The sequence below is a fragment of the Candidatus Bathyarchaeota archaeon genome, from assembly GCA_025059045.1.
GTDB lineage: Archaea > Thermoproteota > Bathyarchaeia > Bathyarchaeales > DTEX01 > JANXEA01.
The window spans coordinates 84,359-106,855 of record JANXEA010000007.1; the positions used below are offsets into that span (position 1 = coordinate 84,359).

Annotated in this window: 24 protein-coding genes; 9 read left to right on the forward strand and 15 right to left on the reverse strand. The window is 43.3% G+C overall.

The genetic code is table 11. The annotated features are described in order from the left end of the window. Positions 1-5: 5 nt before the first annotated feature. Positions 6-908 (forward strand): DUF72 domain-containing protein, encoded by a 903-nt coding sequence (locus NZ952_01870; protein MCS7119938.1) that lies wholly within the window; start codon positions 6-8, stop codon positions 906-908. Here the strand turns inward: NZ952_01870 and carB are convergent. Genes carB through NZ952_01890 form a run of 4 tightly spaced genes read right to left on the reverse strand, consistent with a single transcriptional unit; the run spans position 883 to position 8,097 of the window. Continuing rightward, positions 883-4,209, reverse strand: coding sequence for a carbamoyl-phosphate synthase (glutamine-hydrolyzing) large subunit (carB, locus tag NZ952_01875; GenBank protein MCS7119939.1), 3,327 nt, complete (start codon positions 4,207-4,209; stop codon positions 883-885). The genes NZ952_01870 and carB overlap by 26 nt on opposite strands. Positions 4,210-4,214: 5 nt before the next feature. Continuing rightward, positions 4,215-5,357 carry a glutamine-hydrolyzing carbamoyl-phosphate synthase small subunit gene (carA, locus tag NZ952_01880; protein MCS7119940.1) on the reverse strand — a complete coding sequence of 381 codons (1,143 nt, stop codon included), beginning with the start codon at positions 5,355-5,357 and terminating at the stop codon, positions 4,215-4,217. Between the two features lie 55 nt (positions 5,358-5,412). Beyond that, positions 5,413-6,891 (reverse strand): argininosuccinate lyase, encoded by a 1,479-nt coding sequence (gene argH, locus NZ952_01885; protein MCS7119941.1) that lies wholly within the window; start codon positions 6,889-6,891, stop codon positions 5,413-5,415. Positions 6,892-6,894: 3 nt separating this feature from the next. After that, positions 6,895-8,097 (reverse strand): argininosuccinate synthase, encoded by a 1,203-nt coding sequence (locus NZ952_01890; protein ID MCS7119942.1) that lies wholly within the window; start codon positions 8,095-8,097, stop codon positions 6,895-6,897. 97 nt (positions 8,098-8,194) lie between these two features. Between NZ952_01890 and NZ952_01895 the strand changes: the two genes are divergently transcribed. The 3 genes from NZ952_01895 (at position 8,195) to NZ952_01905 (ending at position 10,486) form a co-directional block, all read left to right on the forward strand. Further along, entirely contained in the window at positions 8,195-8,884 is a 690-nt protein-coding gene (locus NZ952_01895) for a hypothetical protein (protein MCS7119943.1), read from the forward strand. A 249-nt stretch (positions 8,885-9,133) separates the two neighbouring features. Then, positions 9,134-9,685, forward strand: a complete 552-nt coding sequence (locus NZ952_01900) for a hypothetical protein (protein MCS7119944.1) — start codon at positions 9,134-9,136, stop codon at positions 9,683-9,685. A 564-nt stretch (positions 9,686-10,249) separates the two neighbouring features. Further along, positions 10,250-10,486, forward strand: a complete 237-nt coding sequence (locus NZ952_01905) for a hypothetical protein (GenBank protein MCS7119945.1) — start codon at positions 10,250-10,252, stop codon at positions 10,484-10,486. 44 nt (positions 10,487-10,530) lie between these two features. Here NZ952_01905 and NZ952_01910 read toward each other — a convergent pair whose 3' ends face one another. Beyond that, positions 10,531-11,160, reverse strand: coding sequence for a hypothetical protein (locus NZ952_01910; GenBank protein MCS7119946.1), 630 nt, complete (start codon positions 11,158-11,160; stop codon positions 10,531-10,533). Between NZ952_01910 and NZ952_01915 the strand changes: the two genes are divergently transcribed. Next, the gene (locus NZ952_01915) at positions 11,123-11,491 is read left to right on the forward strand and encodes a hypothetical protein (protein MCS7119947.1); all 369 of its coding nucleotides are present in this window, start codon (positions 11,123-11,125) and stop codon (positions 11,489-11,491) included. The two genes, NZ952_01910 and NZ952_01915, sit on opposite strands and share 38 nt — an antisense overlap. A 252-nt stretch (positions 11,492-11,743) precedes the next feature. Beyond that, positions 11,744-12,100 (forward strand): hypothetical protein, encoded by a 357-nt coding sequence (locus NZ952_01920; GenBank protein ID MCS7119948.1) that lies wholly within the window; start codon positions 11,744-11,746, stop codon positions 12,098-12,100. Here NZ952_01920 and NZ952_01925 read toward each other — a convergent pair. From NZ952_01925 to NZ952_01945, 5 genes are all read right to left on the reverse strand, one after another. Beyond that, the gene (locus NZ952_01925) at positions 12,087-12,914 is read right to left on the reverse strand and encodes an ABC transporter ATP-binding protein (GenBank protein ID MCS7119949.1); all 828 of its coding nucleotides are present in this window, start codon (positions 12,912-12,914) and stop codon (positions 12,087-12,089) included. The genes NZ952_01920 and NZ952_01925 overlap by 14 nt on opposite strands. Further along, positions 12,911-13,393, reverse strand: a complete 483-nt coding sequence (locus tag NZ952_01930) for an adenosine-specific kinase (GenBank protein ID MCS7119950.1) — start codon at positions 13,391-13,393, stop codon at positions 12,911-12,913. Before NZ952_01930 ends, NZ952_01925 begins: the two co-directional genes overlap by 4 nt. Positions 13,394-13,526: 133 nt before the next feature. After that, a complete protein-coding gene (locus tag NZ952_01935) occupies positions 13,527-14,342 on the reverse strand; it encodes a glycosyltransferase family 2 protein (GenBank protein MCS7119951.1) in 816 nt (271 codons plus the stop codon). Then, complete coding sequence (locus NZ952_01940; GenBank protein MCS7119952.1) at positions 14,308-15,036, reverse strand: glycosyltransferase family 2 protein; 729 nt, start codon at positions 15,034-15,036, stop codon at positions 14,308-14,310. Before NZ952_01940 ends, NZ952_01935 begins: the two co-directional genes overlap by 35 nt. 16 nt (positions 15,037-15,052) lie before the next feature. Continuing rightward, positions 15,053-15,706, reverse strand: a complete 654-nt coding sequence (locus tag NZ952_01945; GenBank protein ID MCS7119953.1) for a class I SAM-dependent methyltransferase — start codon at positions 15,704-15,706, stop codon at positions 15,053-15,055. A gap of 169 nt (positions 15,707-15,875) precedes the next feature. Here NZ952_01945 and NZ952_01950 point away from each other — a divergent pair, with 169 nt between their 5' ends. Both NZ952_01950 and NZ952_01955 read left to right on the forward strand, forming a co-directional pair. Further along, on the forward strand, positions 15,876-16,919 hold the full coding sequence (locus NZ952_01950) for a flippase-like domain-containing protein (GenBank protein MCS7119954.1): 1,044 nt from the start codon (positions 15,876-15,878) through the stop codon (positions 16,917-16,919). 155 nt (positions 16,920-17,074) lie between these two features. Beyond that, positions 17,075-18,034 (forward strand): radical SAM protein, encoded by a 960-nt coding sequence (locus NZ952_01955; protein ID MCS7119955.1) that lies wholly within the window; start codon positions 17,075-17,077, stop codon positions 18,032-18,034. Positions 18,035-18,083: 49 nt separating this feature from the next. Here the strand turns inward: NZ952_01955 and NZ952_01960 are convergent, their stop codons facing one another. The 4 genes from NZ952_01960 to NZ952_01975 all read right to left on the reverse strand — a co-directional run bounded on the left by NZ952_01960 (position 18,084) and on the right by NZ952_01975 (position 21,295). Then, the gene (locus tag NZ952_01960; GenBank protein MCS7119956.1) at positions 18,084-19,637 is read right to left on the reverse strand and encodes a tagaturonate epimerase family protein; all 1,554 of its coding nucleotides are present in this window, start codon (positions 19,635-19,637) and stop codon (positions 18,084-18,086) included. A 227-nt stretch (positions 19,638-19,864) separates the two neighbouring features. After that, the gene (locus NZ952_01965; GenBank protein MCS7119957.1) at positions 19,865-20,260 is read right to left on the reverse strand and encodes a DUF4342 domain-containing protein; all 396 of its coding nucleotides are present in this window, start codon (positions 20,258-20,260) and stop codon (positions 19,865-19,867) included. After that, positions 20,257-20,721, reverse strand: a complete 465-nt coding sequence (locus NZ952_01970; protein MCS7119958.1) for a GNAT family N-acetyltransferase — start codon at positions 20,719-20,721, stop codon at positions 20,257-20,259. Before NZ952_01970 ends, NZ952_01965 begins: the two co-directional genes overlap by 4 nt. Before the next feature lie 43 nt (positions 20,722-20,764). Continuing rightward, entirely contained in the window at positions 20,765-21,295 is a 531-nt protein-coding gene (locus tag NZ952_01975; GenBank protein ID MCS7119959.1) for a GIY-YIG nuclease family protein, read from the reverse strand. A gap of 112 nt (positions 21,296-21,407) precedes the next feature. Here NZ952_01975 and NZ952_01980 point away from each other — a divergent pair, with 112 nt between their 5' ends. Next, entirely contained in the window at positions 21,408-21,686 is a 279-nt protein-coding gene (locus NZ952_01980; GenBank protein ID MCS7119960.1) for a MoaD family protein, read from the forward strand. Between the two features lie 496 nt (positions 21,687-22,182). Here NZ952_01980 and NZ952_01985 read toward each other — a convergent pair whose 3' ends face one another. Continuing rightward, a complete protein-coding gene (locus NZ952_01985) occupies positions 22,183-22,476 on the reverse strand; it encodes a hypothetical protein (protein MCS7119961.1) in 294 nt (97 codons plus the stop codon). Positions 22,477-22,497 lie beyond the last annotated feature (21 nt).

The following is a 22,497-nucleotide window of genomic DNA, read 5'->3' on the forward strand; positions in this document are numbered from 1 at the left end:
ATTAATTGATAAGGGTTGGATGCTGCGGCTTCCCAACCTCAAGAGACACATACATAAAAAACTTCAACATGGTTGAGTTGAACAGCACTTTCTATAAGTACCCAAACGATAAAACAGTGAAAAAGTGGAGGTCAGAGGTCCCAGCGGAGTTTGAATTCACAGTTAAGGCACATCAGGATATAACACATAAATTCAGATTCGATCTAGAAGCCTCAATAGAGCCGTTCGAAAGGATGAAGAAGATCTGCAAAGGTCTGGAATCTGCAATCCTAGTCTTTCAAACACCGGCATCCTTCAAGCCTGAGTTTCTTGAGCAGGCAACAAGATTTTTTGGCGCAGTTAATCGTGAGGAATTGATTCTGGCATGGGAAACCCGCGGCCCATCATGGGAGAGCAGAGAAGCATCCGAGAGTCTGAAAGCATCTCTTGAAGTATTGGAAGTTGCACATGTGACTGACCCCTTTAAGGTCATGCCTGTCTATGTTGGCCGCACAGCGTACTTCAGGCTCCATGGTCTGGGAAAAGATCTTTATTATTACCAATATACCGACAGAGAATTGATAAGATTGCATGATCTCATAAAACCCTTCTCAATAAAGTGTAAGCAGGTTTACGTCCTGTTCAACAACTTGTCCATGTTCGAGGATGCAAAAAGGTTCCAATCCTTATTAAGAGAGGGGAAGGTTCCCCCTCTCAGCAAAAAGAAGGGTTTGGAAGCAGCAAAAGAAATTCTTGTTAGAGCATCTTTCCCAACCACGAAAGGTACACTAATGAGGAAGGTTGGGTGGAGGGTCATCGAGACCGAGGATAATATTCAAGTGAGACTGGCTGAAATTATGGAAAAAATATCTCCGCGAACTTATAAAAGTGCAGATGACCTAATCAGCGAATTGGAGAAGAAACTTTAACTTCGGCGCTAGAAAGCTTTTGTAGCGAATTCCAGAACCTAAATGGTAGGCTATCCATATACTCGTTAAGAGATTTGATAGATATCTCGCTTTGCGCCTGGTAACGAAGAATCTTAACGATGGCTGAGGCAAGCTCGAGAGTTGTGACGACGGGAATATTGAATTCGACGGCCAGCCTCCTAATTGTGTATTCGTCCTCCATAATATCTGGATTCACTTCAGAATCCGTTGAGGGTATGTTGATCACTAGGCTAATCCTTCTCTGGATGAGATAGTCTAGGATATTGGGCTTCTTATCCCTCTCCTTAACCTTATACAGAATCTGTATCGACTCCAATCCTGCTCTTCTAAGAGCATCTGCAGTGTGCTCTGTAGCATAAACCTCGAAGCCTAAGTTCTTCAGCTCTCTCGCTAACGGGATGATCTTCTTTTTCATTTTTTCTCCGCCGACGGTGACTAGGACTGAACTTCCACTCTTCGGAATCTCGAACTCCACGGATTCTAACGCCTTAAGGAGCGCGTCGGCAAAGTTCTCGCCTATACACGCCGCCTCGCCTGTGCTCAGCATCTCTACGCCAAGCAGAGGATCCGCTCCTGTTAGACGCATGAAACTAAATTGTGGAACCTTTACCCCGACATGCCTTATTGGCGGAGGCCTGTTGATCCCTATCTCCTTAAGCGTCTTTCCAAGCATTATTGCTGCGGAGACCTCGATGAGGTTTATCCCTCGAACCTTGCTCACGTATGGAAGAGAGCGTGAAGCTCTTAGGTTGCATTCGATAACTGAGACATCACCATTCTTGACTAAAAATTGGATGTTGAATGGTCCCTTAATCTGGAGCGCCTTCGCAATTGATCTAGTATAATCCTCAATTCGGCTTATAATGTCGCTGCTCAATGTTTGCGGCGGTATGCTCATTACTGCATCGCCGCTATGAACCCCAGCCTGCTCGACATGCTCAATCACGGCGCCTATCAGTGTTTCCTCACCGTCCGATACGGCGTCAACTTCAACCTCCTTGGCGCCCTCCACAAACTTTGATATGACAACGGGATGCTCTCTCGATACACTAGCCGCCAACTCTAAATATTCCCTTAATTCATTTTGGCTCCGTGCAACCCTCATCGCATATCCAGATAGAACATAGCTTGGGCGGACGAGAACCGGATATCCGAGCTCCTCAGCGAATCTTTCAGCGTCCTCTATGGTTGTGAGCTTACTCCACTCAGGCTGCGGAATTCCGAGACGATCTAATAGAGAGCTGAACTTAGACCTGTCCTCTGCAATGTCTATGCTGCGGCTTGAGGTTCCAAGGAGGTTTACTCCAGCATCCGCAAGCTTGAGCGCAAGGTTGTTCGGGATTTGTCCCCCCACGCTGACTATGACACCCAGCGGCTTCTCTTTATCGTAGATGTCAAGTATTCGCTCCAATGTCAACTCTTCAAAGTATAGTTTATCGGAGATATCATAATCCGTGGATACAGTTTCAGGGTTATAGTTTATCATGACTGTCTCGTCGATACCGAGATTTTTAAGAGCCCAAATCGTATTTACGCCGCTCCAGTCAAATTCAACGCTTGAGCCGATTCTGAAGACACCGGCTCCCAGAACAATAACTTTTCTCTTATTCCAGTCGAACTGAACATCATCTTCATCCCCATGGTAAGTCAAGTAGAGATAGTTAGTCTTGGCAGGCCATTCCGCGGCTAACGTATCAATCTGTTTTACAACAGGCACAATACCCTTCTCTTTTCTATAAGATCTTACAGTCATCTCATCGGTTTTTAGGCACCTCGCGATCTGCCTATCCGAGAAGCCTAAAAGTTTCGCTTCAAATATAATATCCGCTGCATCTTCATCTTTCAGGTCAAGGCTTCTAAGCTTTTTCTCCATATCGATTATATTCTTGATCTTATAGAGGAACCATGTATCAATGCCACTAAGTTCGTATATCTTAGTGATTGGAACACCAACCTTTATTGCCTTCACGATCTTGAAGAGCCTCTCATCCGTAGGATTCTTTAGACCTTCAAGAATTGCTTCTAAGGGCTCCGGCTCCTCATCCTCATCATTCCCGACAAGTCCTATCTTACCTATGTCAAGCATTCGAACTGCTTTCTGGATGGCCTCCTCGAAGTTTCGACCAATAGCCATAACTTCGCCTACTGACTTCATTTGGGGCCCGAGGTGAGGATCAACGTTTCTGAATTTTCTTAGGTCCCATCGTGGAATCTTGACGACTAAGTAGTCTAGTGCAGGTTCAAAGCATGCAGTTGTAATGCCGGTAACCTTATTGATCAATTCTGGGAGGAGGTAACCAATGGCGAGCTTCGCCGCAATATACGCCAACGGGTATCCAGTTGCTTTGCTAGCCAAAGCGGAGCTCCTAGACATTCTTGCATTCACCTCTATCGCTCTGAATTCTTCAGATTTTGGATGTAGGGCCCATTGTATGTTGCATTCGCCTACAATGCCTAGGCTTTGGATCGCCCTGATCGAGGCTGATCGGATCAAGTGATACTCTCTATTCGTCAATGTTTGCGATGGGGCGACAACGATTGAGTCGCCTGTATGTACACCCATAGGATCAAAGTTCTCCATGTTGCAGACTGTGAGGCAGTTATTCTCATAGTCTCTCATCACTTCATACTCTATCTCTTTCCACTTCCCAATATACTCCTCAACTAGTACCTGCGTAATCATGCTTTGTGCTAGAGCCCTGTTCACAATTTCCTCAAGCTCTCTACTGTTATGGGCAACTCCAGAACCCTTACCGCCAAGAGTGTACGCGACGCGGACTATGACGGGATATCCAATTTCTTCGGCAATCGCCAAAGCCTCGCTAGTCGATGTCGCCGATTTACTTCGCGGTACTGGTATTCCGACGCGGATCATCGCCTGCTTGAATAGCTCCCTATCCTCGGTCTCCTCTATCGCACGGATAGGTGTACCAAGAACTTTAACATCATATTTCTCAAGGATGCCTGCTTTGGCAAGCTTGACGCCGCAGTTGAGAGCAGTTTGACCTCCAAAGCCGAGGAGTATCCCATCAGGCCTCTCCTTTTTTATCACCATTTCGGCATACTTCGGCGTGACTGGGAGGAGATACACTTTGCCCGCGAGGCGTGGATCAGTCTGGATCGTCGCGATGTTAGGGTTAATTAGAACTGTCTCTATGTTCTCCTCCCTTAAGGCTTTCAGACACTGACTTCCAGAATAGTCAAACTCTGCGGCCTCACCGATCTTTATCGGACCGCTTCCAAGGATCACGACTTTTCTAACCCACTCAAATTTCGGCATGAGCCTCACCTCAGATTATTGACAAACAGGTCAAACATGAATTCAGTATCATATGGTCCAGGAGAGGCTTCTGGATGCCACTGGAGTGCAAAGATCTTCCCGTCCTCGCTTCGTATTCCCTCAACAGTCTTATCGTTTGCATTTATGAACCATAGCTTCAGAGGTGTTTTATTTAGCGACTCAGCTTTGGTCGCATAGCCGTGGTTCTGGGTAGTTATGTAGCAACGTCCACTCTCAATATCTAGGGCCGGCTGGTTCTGGGACCTGTGGCCGTACTTGAGCTTATATGTATCCCCGCCGGCCGCCAGAGAAATGATCTGATTGCCTAAGCATATCCCCATGATTGGCAGATTTTCTCTTATGAGATTATGAACGGTCTCTATGGTTTCTTCACATTTTTTCGGATCTCCCGGACCATTGCTTATCAATATTCCGTCAGGTTTGTACTCCATGATCTCATGTGAAGAGAAGTTGTATGGTACTCTTGCAACGTTGACTTTACGTTTAAGAAGATTCCTGATGATGCTTGCTTTTGATCCACAGTCTATGAGGACGACTTTCTTTCTTCCCCCTACATCATATGTTATAGGCTCGCTGATCGTTACTTCACCTGCTAAATCCCTTTTGTTTGGATCTTCCACGGTCTTAACTTCCTTTAGGAGAGAATCAATCTTTGGTTCCTCTCCTCTGTTGCATACTTCGAGGATGCCTAGCATTACTCCCTTCTCCCGTAGCTTCTTCGTCAGCTTTCTCGTGTCAACTCCAAAGATTCCCGGTATGCCCTCGCTCCTTAACCATTCATCAAGAGTTCTTCTCGAAGCCCAGTGGTGCGGTTTAATACAAAGTTCATGAATGACAAGACCTGTAACCTTTATTCCAATGGACTCAAAATGGATTGGAATGTGAAACCCATCTGTTTGATAATCCGGAACGCCATAATTGCCTATCAATGGGTATGTGAGGGTTAAAATCTGACCATGATATGAAGGATCGGTTAACGCTTCGGGATAGCCAACCATGGACGTCGAAAAGACAACTTCCCCAGAAACCTTGCCTGTTGAACCAAAGCCGTAACCGAGAAAGAAGCTACCGTCCTCAAGCACTAAGACGGCTTTTCTTTCTCTTTGAGGGCATTTTTCAGTTTTCAAGTGACCCTTCCCCAAGCATTAAATGATCCTAAATTTAAACGTTACGGTAGGACTCTTATCGATCACTCGTCATTGACTCCAACATTTTATCTATCTTAGCTGCGGACTCATCAAGAAGCCGCTTCTTACCTTTGGCCCATTCGCCGAAAAAGTTCAGAGAATCTAGGCGAGATTCTATCATCCTTTTAACCTCATCCTTTGCGGGTCCACCCTTCACTCTGTGAGATTCAATAAAGGTTGATTGGTCAATTGCAGTTTTGATGTCATTTTGGTCTAAGCAAATTTTATGAGGCCAAAAATCTTCGGAGATCTCTTTCAGAGTCTCTATGGTCAACTCATGCAAAGATTTGTTTTTCTCAATTAGTCTCTTCACGGCTGCTCCAACGATTTTGTGTGCTACGCGAAATGGTATTCCGCATTTTCTGACTAGAATGTTGGCTAACTCTGTTGCGGTGGTGAAGCTAATGTGCGGCTTGTTTAGGGCATCTGGTTTAACCTTGACCTCGATCATGAGTTCTGTTAAAATTCTGAGTGAGGCCTTCATTTCGTCGATTGAATCCCATAGTTTCGGGGTTATCTCTTGAAAATCAAGATTATAGCTTGAGGGAAGCGATTTCAACACGATTGCAGATGAGAAGAAATTGCCGATAATGAGCCCCATACGAGCTCTTATAACTTCGAGGACATCAGGGTTCTTCTTTTGAGGCATGATGCTGCTGGTTGAGGTGAATTCGTCTGGGAGGTCAATTATCCCGAAGTCCGCTGAACTCCACACTATTAGGTCCTCTGCGAGGCGGCTTAAATCTACAGCCATTATTGAAAGAGCAGCCAGAACCTCCAATATGAAATCTCTTGAACTTACAGCATCAAAAGAGTTTTCGACAAGTCCATTGAACCCAAGCATATTTGCAACTTTTTCCCTATTTATCGGAAAGCTTGTTGTTGCTAGGGCTCCAGAACCCATTGGGCAAAGGTCTACACGTTCATAAGCTTCCCTCAGCCTCTTCAGATTCCTGCTGAATATATCGCATTGCGCCACAAGATAATGGGCAAATGTGGTCGGCTGGGCTGGTTGAAAATGAGTATATCCGGGAATTATGGTTCCAATCTCGTTCTGAGCCTTTATAAGAAGAGATTCTTCAAAACACAGGATTGCCTCAACTAATTCTAATAATTCCTCTCGAAGTTGCATCCTTATAGCGGTAGCCACCTGATCGTTCCTACTTTTGGCGATATTCAGGTTTCCGCCAACATCCATCCCTACTGCCTCAATTACTGCTTCCTCAACGGCCATGTGAATGTCTTCAGCAGCTGTTGCTTCCTTCAAGTGCTCGTCCAGATTCCTTAATGCTCCGAGAATCTTCTTTCCATCAGCCTCGCTGATTATACCTTCCTCGGTCAGCATCATAACATGTGCCTTGTTTATCCTGACGACCTGCTTTAAGATTCGGGCATCATCCATCCTTGACGAGATGAAATCAGAAATGTCCTTCTGAGTTGGTCCAAGCCGGCCATCTCTTAAGAGAGTAGACATTTGCTATTTCCTCTTCATCCTCTTTATCGCATTAGCAACTCTTGTCGGTAGGCCCCAAAGCTCTATGAAGCCGGCTGAGGATGCTTGATTGAATGTTGTGCCTACATCGTAGGTGGCTAGGTTTATATCATAGAGCGAAAATGGTGATGAGCGGCCGACAACCTGAGCGTTTCCCTTGTAAACTTTGACCTTTACAGTTCCGCAGACCCTTTCCTGTGTTTTATCTATGAATGCGTCGAGGTCCTCTCGTAGTGGATCCATCCATAATCCAGTGTATACAAGGTATGCCCAGAGACTATCCACTTGCTGCTTGAATTGGAGTTCATGCCTGGTTAGAACCATCTTCTCAAGGTCTTTGTGAGCTTCAATAATCACTGTTGCTGCTGGGCATTCATAGACTTCGCGGGATTTTATCCCTACCAACCGATCTTCAATGTGGTCTATTCGTCCAACCCCATGTCTTCCAGCAATCTCGTTAACTCTCTCTATTAATGAGACTGGATCCATTCTTTCACCATTTACGCCCTCTGGGGTGCCATTGTAAAATTCAATTGAGAGGTATTCTGGTTTCTCCGGCGCCTTCTCAGGGGATGATGTCCATTCATACGCGTCTTCAGGAGGCTCTTTTTCAGGATGTTCCAGAACCCCGCACTCAACCGATCTACCCCAGAGGTTTTGGTCTATGCTGTACGGTCGATCCAAGTCGACTGGGATTGGAATATTATTCGCTTTTGCGAATTCTATTTCCGCGTCCCTAGTTAATCCCCATTCCCTAACTGGTGCAAATATATCGATGCTTGGATCCAGCGCTTTGACGGATACCTCTATTCTAACCTGATCGTTTCCTTTGCCTGTGCACCCGTGGGCTACGATCTTAGCCCCTTCCTCATGCGCGACCTCAACAAGCTTCTCAGCAATCAATGGTCTCGATAGGGCTGTGCTTAATGGATATTTCCCCTCGTATAGGGCGTTAGCCTTTATCGCTGGGAGGACATATCTTCGCGCAAACTCCTCCTTTGCGTCTATCGAGTAATGCTTTAATACTCCTAAGCTTAGCGCTTTTGCCTTTATCTCCTCCAGATCCTCCTTTTGCCCCACATCTAATGTTACTGTTATAACATCCGCGTCCAGTTTCTGTTGTAGCCATTTTATCATAACTGATGTGTCTAGGCCGCCTGAATAGGCGAGCACTACCTTCTTAGCCATAGGGCATTCTCCTCAAATTTTAGTCTGAAGGGAAGGGAAAAATTTAATAAATTCTTTTCGGTCATTTTTAACCAAGAATGTGAATTGATGACCGAAATTGGTCGATTCGCTCTCGAAAGCCGTCCAGACGCTCATCGATAATGACTCCTCAATTCGGGACGCGCTGGAGAGAGGTTACGCCAACTATTCAGCGGTCGCTCGCCTACTAAAACCGAAGATCGAAGAAGTCTTGGGCAGAACTGTCACAATCAGCGGTTTGACGACTGCTGTCAAAAGGGCAAAGAGATATGGAACCCCAAGAGCGGATTCTCTAAAGATTATAGCGGAAAGTACAATAAACCTCAGAACACATGTCGCAAAGATATCTTTGGAGAAGACGAGAAGGAATCTGGAAAAGGCAAGGCTCCTCTCAGCAGATTTCCCAGAAGCCTTTTTCCAAGTTCTAGAGGGCGCGACAACCTTAACATTAATCACAGATCAGAAGATATTTGGAAAAGTGTGCTCAACATTTCCCAGCGAGGAAATCCTTGAGAAAAAAGAAGATTTGGCGGCGATAATTCTTCAAAGTCCCAAGGAAATCGTTAATACTCCAGGATGCATCTCAATCTTTTACAGTCTCCTCTCAAGGTGGCAGATAAACATCGAGGAGACAATCAGCTGCTACAATGAAACCATCATTATAATAAGGATGGAGGACGCCCCAAAATCTTTCAGCCTAATGACCGAACTAATCTCCAACACGGGAAGGATGCTGAAGGAAACTGTGAGAGAACATATGCGGTGTTGATCACCCTTAAACGATGAAAAATTATCTTAAACGTGACGCAAAAAGGGGAATTCAACTAGTCAAGCCAGTGTTCGAATATGTCTGCGACTATAACGGCAATAAATTCTTCAGGAAAAGAAAGTAACCATTACGATATTTTTAGCAGTGTCCGGGGTCGTTGTAAGCGGGGTAGGTGCCCGCTTACCAAATGGGCGCGAATTACTTTCCCCGCTTTTAAGTTCAGGGGCCTCTTCGCTTCCGGGTGTTGAAGTGAGGGGTGGAATATACGACTTCGAAGGGAGGGTTGAGTGTTATAGGCGGCTGATTGCAAAGTTGCCCAACGGCCAGATGGCCGTCCGCTTTCTGGACCACCTTGGCAGTTTGGGCCTAAGCCAAGCGGCGCTGAGCAACTACGCCAGCCACCTTGTAGTGATCCTGCGGCTGATGGACTTTGACCCGGCTAGGGCAACCCGCAGCGATGTGGAGCGGGTTGTGGCCGCCATAAACCGGAACAGGCTCTGGAGGGAGGCAACTAAGCATCATAAGAGGGTTGTGCTGCGAAAGTTAATACAATACGCCAAGTATGGAAGCTGCGATAAGACTAATCCGCTGCCGCCTGAGGTAAGCTGGATCAAGCTTGCAAGGCAAGATAAGGGCTCGCGTATGACGCCTGAAAAGTTTCCAGGAGCGTCCGTCAAACTCGGGGATAAAACCATCCTGGTCTTATCCTCAGGCCGCCTCGTATGCGTAGGATCCAAATCGCTTATGGAGGCAAGCCAAACGATTTACCAATTTAAGCAAATGCTCGCTTCCATGCGGTAAATAACTTTATATGTTTCCCGAACCCATTTTTGTTCGTGGTGATTTAGGTGTCCCGCCTTCAAAATGTTGAGGGAAGGCGGGGAGAAGTAATTTGCACCCAAAGTGACAGTAGGAGGGGTTGGATTTGAACGCTTCTAAGGCATGGCGAAAACTTCCGCAAACACCCTCTTTTTCGTGGTTAAGAGTTTTGGTGGTTCTTTTTAGCGGAAAGTCCAATGATAGTTTTTAGGTTTAGCTGCTCGCTTGAGCATATAAATGCTCGTTATTAGCGAATGCTATATTTTCAAGTTTGATATAACGTGTTTTAAGAATACATTTGGTTCTTGCGTAACATCTGCGTTTATGTTTGTGCCGATTAATCAGGAAACTGAGTGCACACAGTAGGAGTCAAGCGTTTCGAAAGCTTTGCTGATTATTTCTAGGCTGTGGCCGTATTGTCGTTGTCTCTTTTTTGGTTAGTTTTGTTTTACTGATGTTGTCTATGTATACTTTTGCTGTTCATTTGGGTATGACGGCTACGCCTAAGCGGATGACAACATTGATACTTATGCCTATTTTGGTGAGATGGTCTACTCTTATAGTATTGGTAAGGCTATTGAGGATGGGTTTTCGGCGCCTTTCCAGATTTTTAAGGCGTTTACGAATATTGACCGTGATGGTTTGCACATCAAAGATGCGTTGTATCAAGGTGCTCAGTTCTATATTCCTGAAGAGGCTGATTTGAAGGAAATTTATACTTTGGAGGATTTTGAGCGGGAGATTGTTTTGCCCGATAGGACGGCTAAGATTTGTGACTATTGACTAATTTGTTCTTCTCCTTGATTAACTCTCGGCCCACCTAATTATTAGATCTCTATCTTTAAAGATTCCGTGGTTAATCTTTTGGAGAGAAAATGGTAAACAAGATATGAGTATAGCATGATGACGGGAGACACGATCATATTAGTGACCAGGTCGATATTAAGGATTGACATAATAATCATATAGGTAAATACAGGAGAGAGCAGTAGACCATATAGAATCATCGTGAGAAGTGCTAGGAGAAGTGAAGATACAGGTTTTCTGGACTTACTAATAAAATGTATGATGGTGTAAAGATTTAATGAGCAGCCTATTAGCGAGTTCGAAGCGATCACCACAGTGTACGTCAAACTATCCCTTAGTGAGAAGAGGCTTGCTGCATATAATGCTGTGAGGATTATTTGCGGAATTGCATAGGATAGCAGGATTAAATCGTAGAGTAGCGCCTTCAAAGTTTTTTCAAGACCATCAATCGTGGTGAGAGGTATCCAAAGATTATTGAATTCCCCAAGCCTCCACTGGCTCGCAAGAATGTTGGGGACGAGAAATGAATAAAAGATGAGTAAGAAAGGTGCGATGGATACAGGCGCATTCCTTAACCCCGTACCGAAAAATATGGCGACGTAGATGATAAATATGAGTAGGGTTCCGAAAAGGCTGCCATCCCTAGCCATCCTGATAAACTCCTTCTTCATGAGGAATAGAATCAATGGCTTTGGGGTGAAGCCTAAAGTGATTCTTAACCCGCCGATCTTTGAATACTGCCTAACTGAAGTCTGGAATCGAATGTTTTGCATCCTCATCGAAGTGTCGAAGGGAGATATTAAGGGTGTGGGCTTTGTGTATGGAAAGAAGTTTTTTGAAGATGCAGACAGAAACGGCAGAAACGTCATAATGAAGAAAGTTAAGAGCCCAATTACTGACTCAAGAGGCGGCGGCCTATCATATAGAAGGTTTATGATAGACCGAGCTAAGATCGATGAGGGAAGTGGAATATCTCCATAGCCAATTGGAAAGTATCCAATAAAATTGAAGGCAGGCATGACAAATATTGCAAGAATCCCAGCGGAGAGAGTATTCGCCAACAGCCTATGACCTATCGACCTAAGTATCGAAAAGAAGATCTTCAGGAAGATAAGCGAAAAAAGGAAAAGGAAAGAGAGAGCCAAGGTAATGACCAGCGTCGACACTGATACGCTCAACATAACCGATGCGAGAGGCAGGATGGCGAAACACACAAAGTAGAAGATTGAATACATGACCAGATCGGAAAGTATGCTGGCAACCAAGTATGTTCGTGGAGAAACAGGTGAAGTTAGAATCACATCATACTCATATTCAAAAACCATCATGCCCCTAAACGAAGTTAGTATTGTAATGATGATGAAAAAGCTGAGAAATGCCGACAGTTGGTCAATATATGGGAGCAGATTAATTCCGGTCTTAATAGCATTTGCCGCTGCAAAAGCCATACCCGCACTTGCGAAAAGGAAATACACGACCCAAAAGATGGTTAGAGCCATATTCGCCTTTGACGCCCTTAACGTTCCAAGGAAAACTTTAAGCTTGAATCTGAAAATACTCCAGAGAATGCGCATCATCACACTTTCCTAAACCTGTGCCAAAGGCTGGGTCTCTTCTTAAGTGGTTCCTCTGAAGTCTGGATCTGCGATTCCTTTTCCGCCTCCTCAGTGAGTTTAAGAAAGACCTCCTCCAATGTGGAACTCTCCCCAGACCTGGACATCTCCCGTAGACTTCTTAGATCTCCAGCCGCTACATTCTTTCCCTTATGAATGATTGCAACCCTGTTACAGATTCTTTCAGCGGTATCAAGCATGTGAGTGGATATGAAGACAGTTTTTCCTCTCTCAATCCTTTCACTAAAAAGTTCTTTGAGCTTATGCTGCCCAGCCGGGTCGATTCCCACTAACGGCTCATCCAAGATGAGTAGTTCAGGATCATGAATAAGGGCTGATGCAACGGCAACCTTTTGCCTCATACCTTTTGATAGGCCAAGGATCAGGGTCTTCCCCTTATCGCTTAGATCAAATTCGTTAATGTAGAAATTCATTCTCTCTCTTATCTCCTCGTCTGGAACACCCCTAATTCTCCCCGAATATATGAGAAACTCTTCTATGGTAAGATAATCTGGGAGAGTGACAACCTCCGGCACATACCCGATGAACCTCTTGTATTGTATAGGTTCATCTTCAATATTTACGCCATTAACTCTAACCGCCCCCCTATCCATTTTCAGAAGCCCGACAATTATTTTAAGGGCGGTTGTCTTACCAGCGCCATTCGGCCCAACAAGCCCAAAGATCTCTCCCCTCAAAACTTCTAGATTAAGCCCCCTTAGAGCCTGCACACCATTATATGCTTTCCAAACGTCAAAGAGTTGAAGAATCTGCAATGCCTCAGTCGTCATCTCTTATACCCCAACCTTCTCAAAAGATTCTTCCGCCACTCAACCCCCTTCTCATCCTCGATTCCACGAGGCTTAAAGCCATCAATGACGCCTAAAATCCCCCTTCCACTCTCGGTTTCAGCGACAATCACATCTAGAGGATTCGCGGTGGCAGCATAGATTGTACAAACCTCTGGAACCCTCTTAATAGCATTCAGAACATTAATCGGGTAGGCCCCCCGTAGAAAAATGAGAAAGGAATGCCCACAACCAAGCCTAAGCATATTCTCAGCTGCAGCCTTCTTAAGATCCTCATCCGTGCCATCCACTCTTACGAGACATTCTCCGCTACTCTCACAAAAGGCCAGACCAAACCTGATGCCGGGCACCGAATTGACCATTGCTTCATAAATGTCCTCAACAGTCTTTATGAAATGAGACATGCCTATGATAACGTTGCATTCTTTCGGCGTCTCAATCCTTACAGATTTAATCTCCAAAAATCCTCACCTAAAACAATTACAATAATAGTTTCTCTCTCCATTACGATTTAAATTTTTATTAATCCTAGAATCCTCACGCCTTAGGCAACAATACTTCTATAAGTAGTGTCCACTTTAATTAATTAAGATGTCAGAGAGTACGTTTGATCTTCCGTAAAATTATCTGCTGCAATACGATTAGGGTGAAGAATGCGTAAGAGAGTATGAGTTGCGGATGGTGAATCGCATACCTGATATCCTGAATTATTAAATTCATACTCCCACTCACTGTCCATACGTTTTCAGGTCTGTAATGAATGCAGTAGGGGTCATAAACAGGGATTACGCGATATCCATTTTTATGAATCCAAGACCTGATGAATGAGTCTTCGTATGTATGGAGATGTGGCGGTATCCTGATACCTTTGATGGCTTCTCTTCTAACAAGTAGATCATGGGTTCCACCGCGCCTATTGAAGATCTTCAAGTTCACCCTTTCAAATAAGCCTAACATTCTAGAATTAAGCAGTACAGACCATATTTCCATCCCCCATATTGCACCAACACGATCGTCATCCATAATGTTCTTTACTTTCTCGAACCATCCGTCACATAATATTACGTCGCTGTCCACGAACATGAACCAGTCAGTCTCAACCTCACTGAGCGCCCTCTGCCGCGCCATCCCCCTTGTTCCCTCCTGCTGGATTAACACGATATTCTCATGTTGGCGTTGAAAACCGTTTATAATCTTTATAGTGTTGTCAGTTGAGAATCCGTCTATAATGATCAACCGCCTTACAGGGACATTCTTATATATTGATTGGACGCATTCCTTAAGTATCCTCTCGCTATTCTTGGTCAGCATGACCACATCAATTAATGGTTGAGAGGGTTTTTCGACCATAACTCTCTCTTCCCAATTTTGATCTTCAATTCTTTCTTCTCCGACTTGCTTCTTGCGCAAACCATGCTGCTGCAAATATGGCTGCATAGACCATGCGTTCTTGCATATATCTCATCCGCTTAAACTCGTTGATGGTCGCCAATCGGTTTTCCCTAGATACCAGATTACCTATTTCTTTGAAATGCTTGCAGTAGGCGTCGAAGCTTACAACAACCCTAAAGCCCTTCGAGAGGATCCACTCCTTTATGTAGGCATCCTCAAGGGTATGCAGTTCTTCAGGGATCTTTATGTCCTTTACTGCATCATATCTTATGAGCGTGTCCTGGCATCCGCCTCTAATGGCAAAAACCCTAGTCTCCATGCACTGAAAAACTTTCCTCAAAAAATTATTATTGATCTCGCCCGGTATGTCCGCGCCCCATACGGCCCCAGTGTCCTCTCTAACATGGTTCCACGCCTTATTGAACCATCCGTCACATAATATTACGTCGCTGTCCACGAACATGAACCAGTCAGTCTCAACCTCCCGTATTCCAATATTCCTAGCCTTTCCACGGGTACCGAACTCTTGGATAATCTTGACGTTGCCATATTTTGTATCAAACTTTTTTAGTATCGTAAGTGTCCCGTCCGTTGAGTACCCGTCAATAACAATGAGCCTATTTACCGGTATGTTTGCATACACAGATCTAACGCATTCTTCAAGCCAACGCTGACTATTCTTTGTAAGCATCACTACATCTATCTTGTTCATCTACGCTTATCCCGTATCACTTCTTAATTATAATCCTTAAATCTAAACCAAGAATAGGAGCTTTAAAAGATTTGAAGAATAAAAGCCTATTTCCAGCCATTAAGCTTGCGTCCAGGACTGACTCAATATGGAATGACGAGCAACCAATGTTCGAAAGATTCCTTCTCCATTCACTTTCGCTCCTAACATTAATATGTGTCTCATCATAATTGCCAATGATCTTTTTGATAGGCTTCTCGACGAACCTATTCGGCGTGGTTAGAAGAACGATGCCGCGGCAGCAAGACAATACATTCATTATGGCTTTAAGGGGGTCGTGAAGATGCTCTACGAGACCAATGCATAATGAGAGATCAAAAGAATCCTCCTCAAAGGGTAGACCCTTTTGAACGTCACAGACTATAAATTCTCCTAGCACAGTCTTCTTAGCCCTTCTTATAGCATATCGCGATATATCGACTCCGAAAGCATTGTAACCCAAAGACTGGAGTACGTCGACCCCATAGCCATAGGCGCAACCTACATCTAAGGCACTTCTTCCGTTTCCATCAAGAAGGTTGCATCTTGAGATTTTAGCCCCCCATCGAATGACATCGAGGATATGCCTTCTAATTAGCTGCTCTCTGCGAGAATACATCCGATCTCTATAGTATTCTTCATTAAACGGCAAATCTTCTCTCCTTCTAAGACTTCCTTCCGTAGGATTCACCAATAATAAAGTAAGTTATTTTAGACCGGATTTAACAGTGTCGATAGACATTTCGAGAGGCAACAGGGATTTTTGGACAAAACATAATAATGCTTTTCTCCGCTATCCATTAAGTGACTGGTGCAAGAGATTGCCATTTGAACGTGGAAACTTAGCTAAGACGATTCCGCTTCTAATCCTAGGGCTGCTCGCATTCATTCTGTACATAATCTACTTCGTTGACATCCAAGAGATGGCTGAAATATTCAGGCAAGTCGATTTATTCATCTATTTAATTTCGTTAGGGTCAAATGTTTTGGAAATGATATTTTTTGCACTTGCATGGCAATACTTTCTAAATTCTCTCTCTGTGAAGATAGGCTTCAAGAAAACCTTCATCTATTCCTGGATAAGTAACTTTGTAGATCTGCTTGTGCCTGCAGAGTCTTTAAGCGGGGAAGTAACCAGAATATTTCTTATTTCACGTGAGGGGATCGACGCGGGTAAGGCTACGGCGTCAGTCGTAATCCAAAGGATTCTCGGGATGGTTCTCATAATTGTTGGATTGTTAATTGGAATAATACCTTTGGTTATTGGGAATTTTTTTCTCAATAGCCTCGTTCAATACCTGATTATTTTGGTGATGACCGCAGCAACGCTTTTTCTGCTCATCATTGTCATCATATGTTTAAGGGAAAACTGGACTCGAGGCATTGTTAACCGATTATTCATGCTTTTAGAAATTATCGGAGGTCGAAAATGGAAAATTCAAGAATGGAGAGAGAAGGCATTTAGGGAAGTAACTGCTTTCCATGAGTCTATAAAGATCTTTGGCAAACGTCAAACTGATCTTCTTTTGCCAATCGGATTCTCATTGCTCGCATGGTTATTTGGGATCTCAGTTTACTATATCGTCTTTCTGGCTATTGGCCAAAAATGTCTTGACTGGCCAGTGCTCTTCACGGTCTATTCATTAGTTATTGCAATAAAATCTATCCCTGTTGGAGTACCTGCTGAGGTAGGAGTAACAGAAGTCGCTATGACTACACTCTTCGGGGTCTTTAACGTACCGCTTCACATTAGCGCCGCTGCTACTGTATTAATAAGAATTAATACTGTTTGGTTTAGGTTTCTTGCTGGTTTCATTGCAACCCAGTGGCTGGGTATCAAAACAGTCACAGGCAGAAAGGGGTAATATTGGTTTAAGCATAAATTTATCTCTGCAAGTTTTTTATTACATCTTCAATTGGGAAGAAATGCGGTGGACATGGTTTGGTCATGGATCTTGGGAAAGCCGCTAGTATCATCCGGCGTTCGTTAACGCCTAACAGACCATATCATGTCCAATGGATGCTTACGAGGAGATGTAACTATCATTGTCAAGGATGTAATGTCTGGAACGAACCAAGTAACCGTGAAATGTCAACGGAGGAGATTAAGAAAGGCTTAGATATCCTCAGAGATTTAGGCACAGTTGAAATAGTCTTTTCGGGAGGAAACCCGCTCCTGAGAGATGACATAGGCGATATCATAGATTATGCATCCCGCTATTTTGTGACAACCGTCTATGATAACGGAAGCATGGCTGCAAAAAAGATAGATGCTCTCCGCAAAGCTGACTTTGTCGCGATTTCTATCGACAGTCTTGATCCGGCAAATAATGATTATATTAAGGGTGTAAAAGGCGCTTGGGAGAACGCGATGGAGAGCGTCAACAAGCTTCATGAGGAAGGGATAAACGTCAGCGTGACGCCGACAATATCCCAATTAAACCTATATGAAATTATAGACATTACAGAATATTTTTCGCGGAAAGGGATCCCACTTTGGTATTGCCTTTACTCTTATGATCTTTCGACAGATGGAAGTCAGCTTTTCAAGATCGGCAAATTTAGAGATGAATTCGCGATAGCTGATAGGGAATACATGATTAAACTTTGTGACGAACTGGCATCTATGAAAAGGAAAAAACAAACAATATTGATGACGGATGAAATTCTTGATGCAATGAAGGAACTCTATAAGAGCGGGAGGAGAAAATGGAAATGCCAAGCACTCAGGAGTTTTCTAGTTGTGGATCATCTGGGCAATGTTTCCGGCTGCCATCTACACAAACCAGTTACCACAATATTTGAGCTCCCCAAACTATGGAATAGCCAAGAGTTTGAGGAGTTGAGAAAGACATATAGTAGATGCACTCAATGTACATATCTTTGCTATATCTTTTATTCCATACATGCAGGGGTTATAGGCAACCTTAAAATTGCGCGGGAGCAGTGGAGAAACGCAAAACTTCTATTTAGATCCTAGTAGACATTTCCGCCAAACTGCACATATTTTGCAATTTTCATTCATAACCTTATCCCCATATGAGCTTTGCATGGCGGCATATGTGCTCCGCGACAGTATTGTAATGTTCTTCCTCATACTGGATCAGAAGTCTCCTTAATCTATCCCTGAATAACCATTTCCCATCAGATCTTGCCGTAAGAATTGATCCATAAGTTATGTGCAAAAGCTGCCTAGCATTATTCTCCTCGAGAAAAGTTTTCTCTAAATCCTCGTCGGGAACATCTGCAGCATCCGGAATCTTAGATAGATCGGTGCTGACATGATAGCTCTTCCTATCTCTCTCAAAGGTTCTTAAGCTATATGCCACTATCTCACGAAAGAGGCTTGGATCATGCCTAGCTACTATGCGTAGAGCCTCCAAATAGCTTGTGCCAGCAGTTTTTAAGTGAACGATGTCCGACGCGTACTTGCCAAGGATGGGATAGATGGCGAATTTATCGCTGCCGGAATGGATGCTTATCTTGTATGGACCCATCGCCCTAGCAATAATCACGTGACGCTTGAATGTCTCCTCGAACTCTTTAATGTCGCCAATATAGTCGATTGCCTTTTCAAATCTTCCTATGAACCTCAGCGCCAACCCTGTGAACCTCACCTTAAGCCTTTTTAGCTCAGATGTTATGAAAAAGTGCTCTAACGGTGAAGTCGGAGTTTCCGTCTCATCGATTGACATTTCAAGATCGAATCTCTTACGGCCAAAAGACTTCTTTAGATATGAGAATGCCTTTTTAGTGAAAAGAATTGCTTTAGAATATTTTACGGCGGCCCGCATGAGATTCTCTTCTGAGAATCGAAGGACATAATATTCGCCAGAAGATTGAAGTTTATATTCCTTATCAAGGTAAATCTCCAAAAATCGATTCATATTGCACTTAATTTCTCTCCACGGCAAGGCCTTAAACTTATCCATTAAAATTTCAGGGCTATAAACGTCAGCCTGATTGTCAACATAATCTGAAGGGTCAATAGTAAACATCCTGAATCCGATCTTTACTGCAGAGTCGATATCCTCTAATGATTTCAAGTGATCAGCATCTGCGCCAAAGCCCTTACGATATCCCTCCTGAAAGACTCCCCATGTTACGTCGTCAAGAACATCTTCGGGTGTTCTCTCGGTTCTCTGCATCTCTCGAACAGACTGCTGCGCAAATATGGGGAAGACGGAGAAATTTTTAATGGCCCTAACGTGGCCTGGTGTTGCCAGACCAATACGGTCTCCTGTTCCTATTGCTGGTCCGATATTACCCAGCCGAGGCCTAGTAAAATCAAAGACCTTGCGTATGAGGTTAGCATTATGATGGTTGCATGGACAAACATTGTAGGCAAAAGTCTCCCTTGTGATGGGATCCATGAATTGACCAGTTTCAGAAGATTCGAACTCTTCGATGAGTTTACTTGTAGCTGATCTTAAGGGATGAAGGATAATGATCCTCCTGTCCAAATCTTCACGAATTAGGAAGAAAATGCAATCTTTGTATCTTGCTACGGAGTTCTCATAGAAATGGAGTTGACGCCTCTTAGAATAAGAATCTAGGAAATTACGCAGGACTGATTTCCTCATAACAAGTCACATCTGCCAGTCGAGTTCCAAAAAAATAGTAAGGGAAAGATATGTGTTTACTTTGAACTGCAGGTCTTTTTCTCTTCCTCTTTCTTCTCTTCCTTCTTCTTTCCTTTCTTAGCGCATCCCGACATTGAATCATCACCTACATCTTTTTCTAAGCGATTGAGTTGCAATTTAAATTTTTCGTGACGTGACTATGGGCTACTAGAATTTAAATGGCATGATTAATCTTGACTTTTAGGCTCTTTTCTTTCAACAATTATATTACAATTTATGACTAATGCGGCGATTACGCCGAGAGCTGCCATCCACGGTGCAAGTACAGTTCCTATCAATCCAACGGTCATCGGCATGTCAAGCAGCGTCTCCCCCCGCTCAGTTTTTACGATGATCCTCGTAACATTACCTTCGCGGATAAGTTCTTTAATCTTCTTAACCAGGTCCACCGATGATATTGAGTATGCCTCTCTTTCTATCTTCTTTACAGAAACACCGCAATAAGGACAGTAGTAGGCATCATCAGGGAATTCCCTACACAATTTAAGCAGTTTTTCATAATTGTTCTCCTCATCTATGTCTAAAGTATAACCGTGGAGTATAATAGCCTTATTCTTTATCATTCCTGCTTCAAACGCTTTTCCAACAGAATTCCATCATGGCCTCTGCCATAATAATTGTGCAGAACACGGATCTTCTTATACCCAAATTTCATGTACAAATTCAGGGCTTCAATATTTTTGATGCTGACCTCTAACCGACATAATTCAGCACCATCTTTCAAGAATGCATTCTCAAGCGTGTGTAGAAGCCTAGTTCCAATACCTCTCCTCCTAAAATCAGCCTTCACATCCAGCGTGTAGATGACGCCAACCGGCTTATCCCTATCTCGGTATATACGTCCGATAATGAAACCGACAGGTTTATCGCCAAAAAATGCGATGTATGTCTTAGAATTTCCGCTGGAACGGACAGCATACTCTATCATCGCTCTTGGGAAGGCTTCCTCTCCAAAACACTCAACCTCAATTTCATAAATGCTGCTTAAATTTTCGATCCTTCCCTCCTTTACTATTATTTCCAACAATTTTCCCTCCAATATGCTGTCTCACAGCAAATTAGCTGGATCATAGATCATTTCCTAATTCTATAATAATGGCCTTCTCAGCGAACAAGTCCTTATATGTCTGGAATAATCTACGCTTCTGGTCTTTTTCTAGCCCTAGATATATTAAGTGACTTCTGCATTTTAACTTGCAATCTGTTGCTCCGAATTTTGGAACAATTATACTCGCATGAAGCATCTCAAATAAACGGAGATTTACATCACATTCAATTTTCTGGTCAGTTTGAACCGCAACTATCGAGACTATTCGGGCATCTTTATGGGATAAAAGATGATCAATATGCCACCTCATATGCTTATTTTTTATCATGTGCCTCCTAAGACGCCCAAACAAGCTAAAAGCTCCACGCCCTAAAGCTGAGCCAGTATAAGCATAGTATCCTCTCATAAAGAATCGTTCACCAAGTCTTCCTACTTTAAGACTGCAATCATTTGAAATGTAGATTATGAGTGTGTATATGCCTTTGGCATGAGGCCCCATCTTTGATTTTTCGTTTATCTCTTTAAGCATTTGACTTTCAGCTCGATCCATCCACGTCAACACCAGATCTCACAAAAATTTGAGATGAAGAAAACATAAATTGAAATGCTTATGACGTAAGATATAAAATGATTAGATCACTAAAGGTGTGATTGTGGACCTCATGGTCTACCTTAAATTTCTAGGCGTTTTCAAAAAGGTCGTCGGTTTGGGAGAACTATTCTTAAGCTTTAATGGAGGGGTATTAAGTGATTTGATAAAGAAATTAGTTGAGCTTTATCCCAACTTAAAGAAGGCATTGCTTGATCCCGATTTGGAAGATCCACGACCCAATGCTCTGATTCTCGTGAACGGAAAGGAGATAAGTGTTCTAGATGGCTTGAATACTAAAATAAAAGACGATGATGAGATCATAATCATCCCGGTAACGCACGGAGGTTAATGAGCCCTTTCCCTAATATCTAATGCCTTCCGAATCTTTGCCGTTTCTGGAAGGTTTTAATGTTAAGGTCATTATAGTCATGGTGATTGTTAAGGCCCAGACTACAACACACAGAATTGGTAATATCGGAAACTTGAGCAGAGTGGTATATAGAAACCGGTCTGTCTCACTCATATTAGATAACGCTTGCAGCATTCCCGACCTCTTTGGCCAAGGAAAGAGGGAACCTGCAGGTGACGTACGCCAGAATGGTTCACCCTCATTTATGATATCTAATGCTAATATACGGTAGGCTTCAAAAGTATATGTTGTAATCAAGGAGGATGAAAGAGCCAATAGTAAAACTATGGCGATACGTCTCATTCTGTTCAGCGGTGTCACCGCAAAAAATTATGTCACTATCACGTTATAATTCTAACCTTTAGAACACTACTCAAATGAAGTAGCGTCTAGTTATTACGCACTGATATTTTTTTAAGTTGTAAACTTATTCATCCTATGATCTGAGAAAGGGGAATTGCTTCTCATACAATTTCTTGTTCTTGATCACTTCGGCTCCGAAGGATGTTATTTTTGCCCATAGCCACAACACATTTTGCGCTTCGACAAGTTGTACGAGGTTTCTACGAGCAAGATAGAGCATATTAGCATCCATGTCCTTTTCAGGAATCCCAAGTTCTCTTTGAAGAGTGTCCCTGTCGACACCCCAATCGCTAATTCCTTCAACAGAAGCCTTGTAAAGGTATTCTAAAATCTCTTTCCTTACCCTTTCATGAGTTACTGTAGACATGTTTAAATGTTAGACTAACTG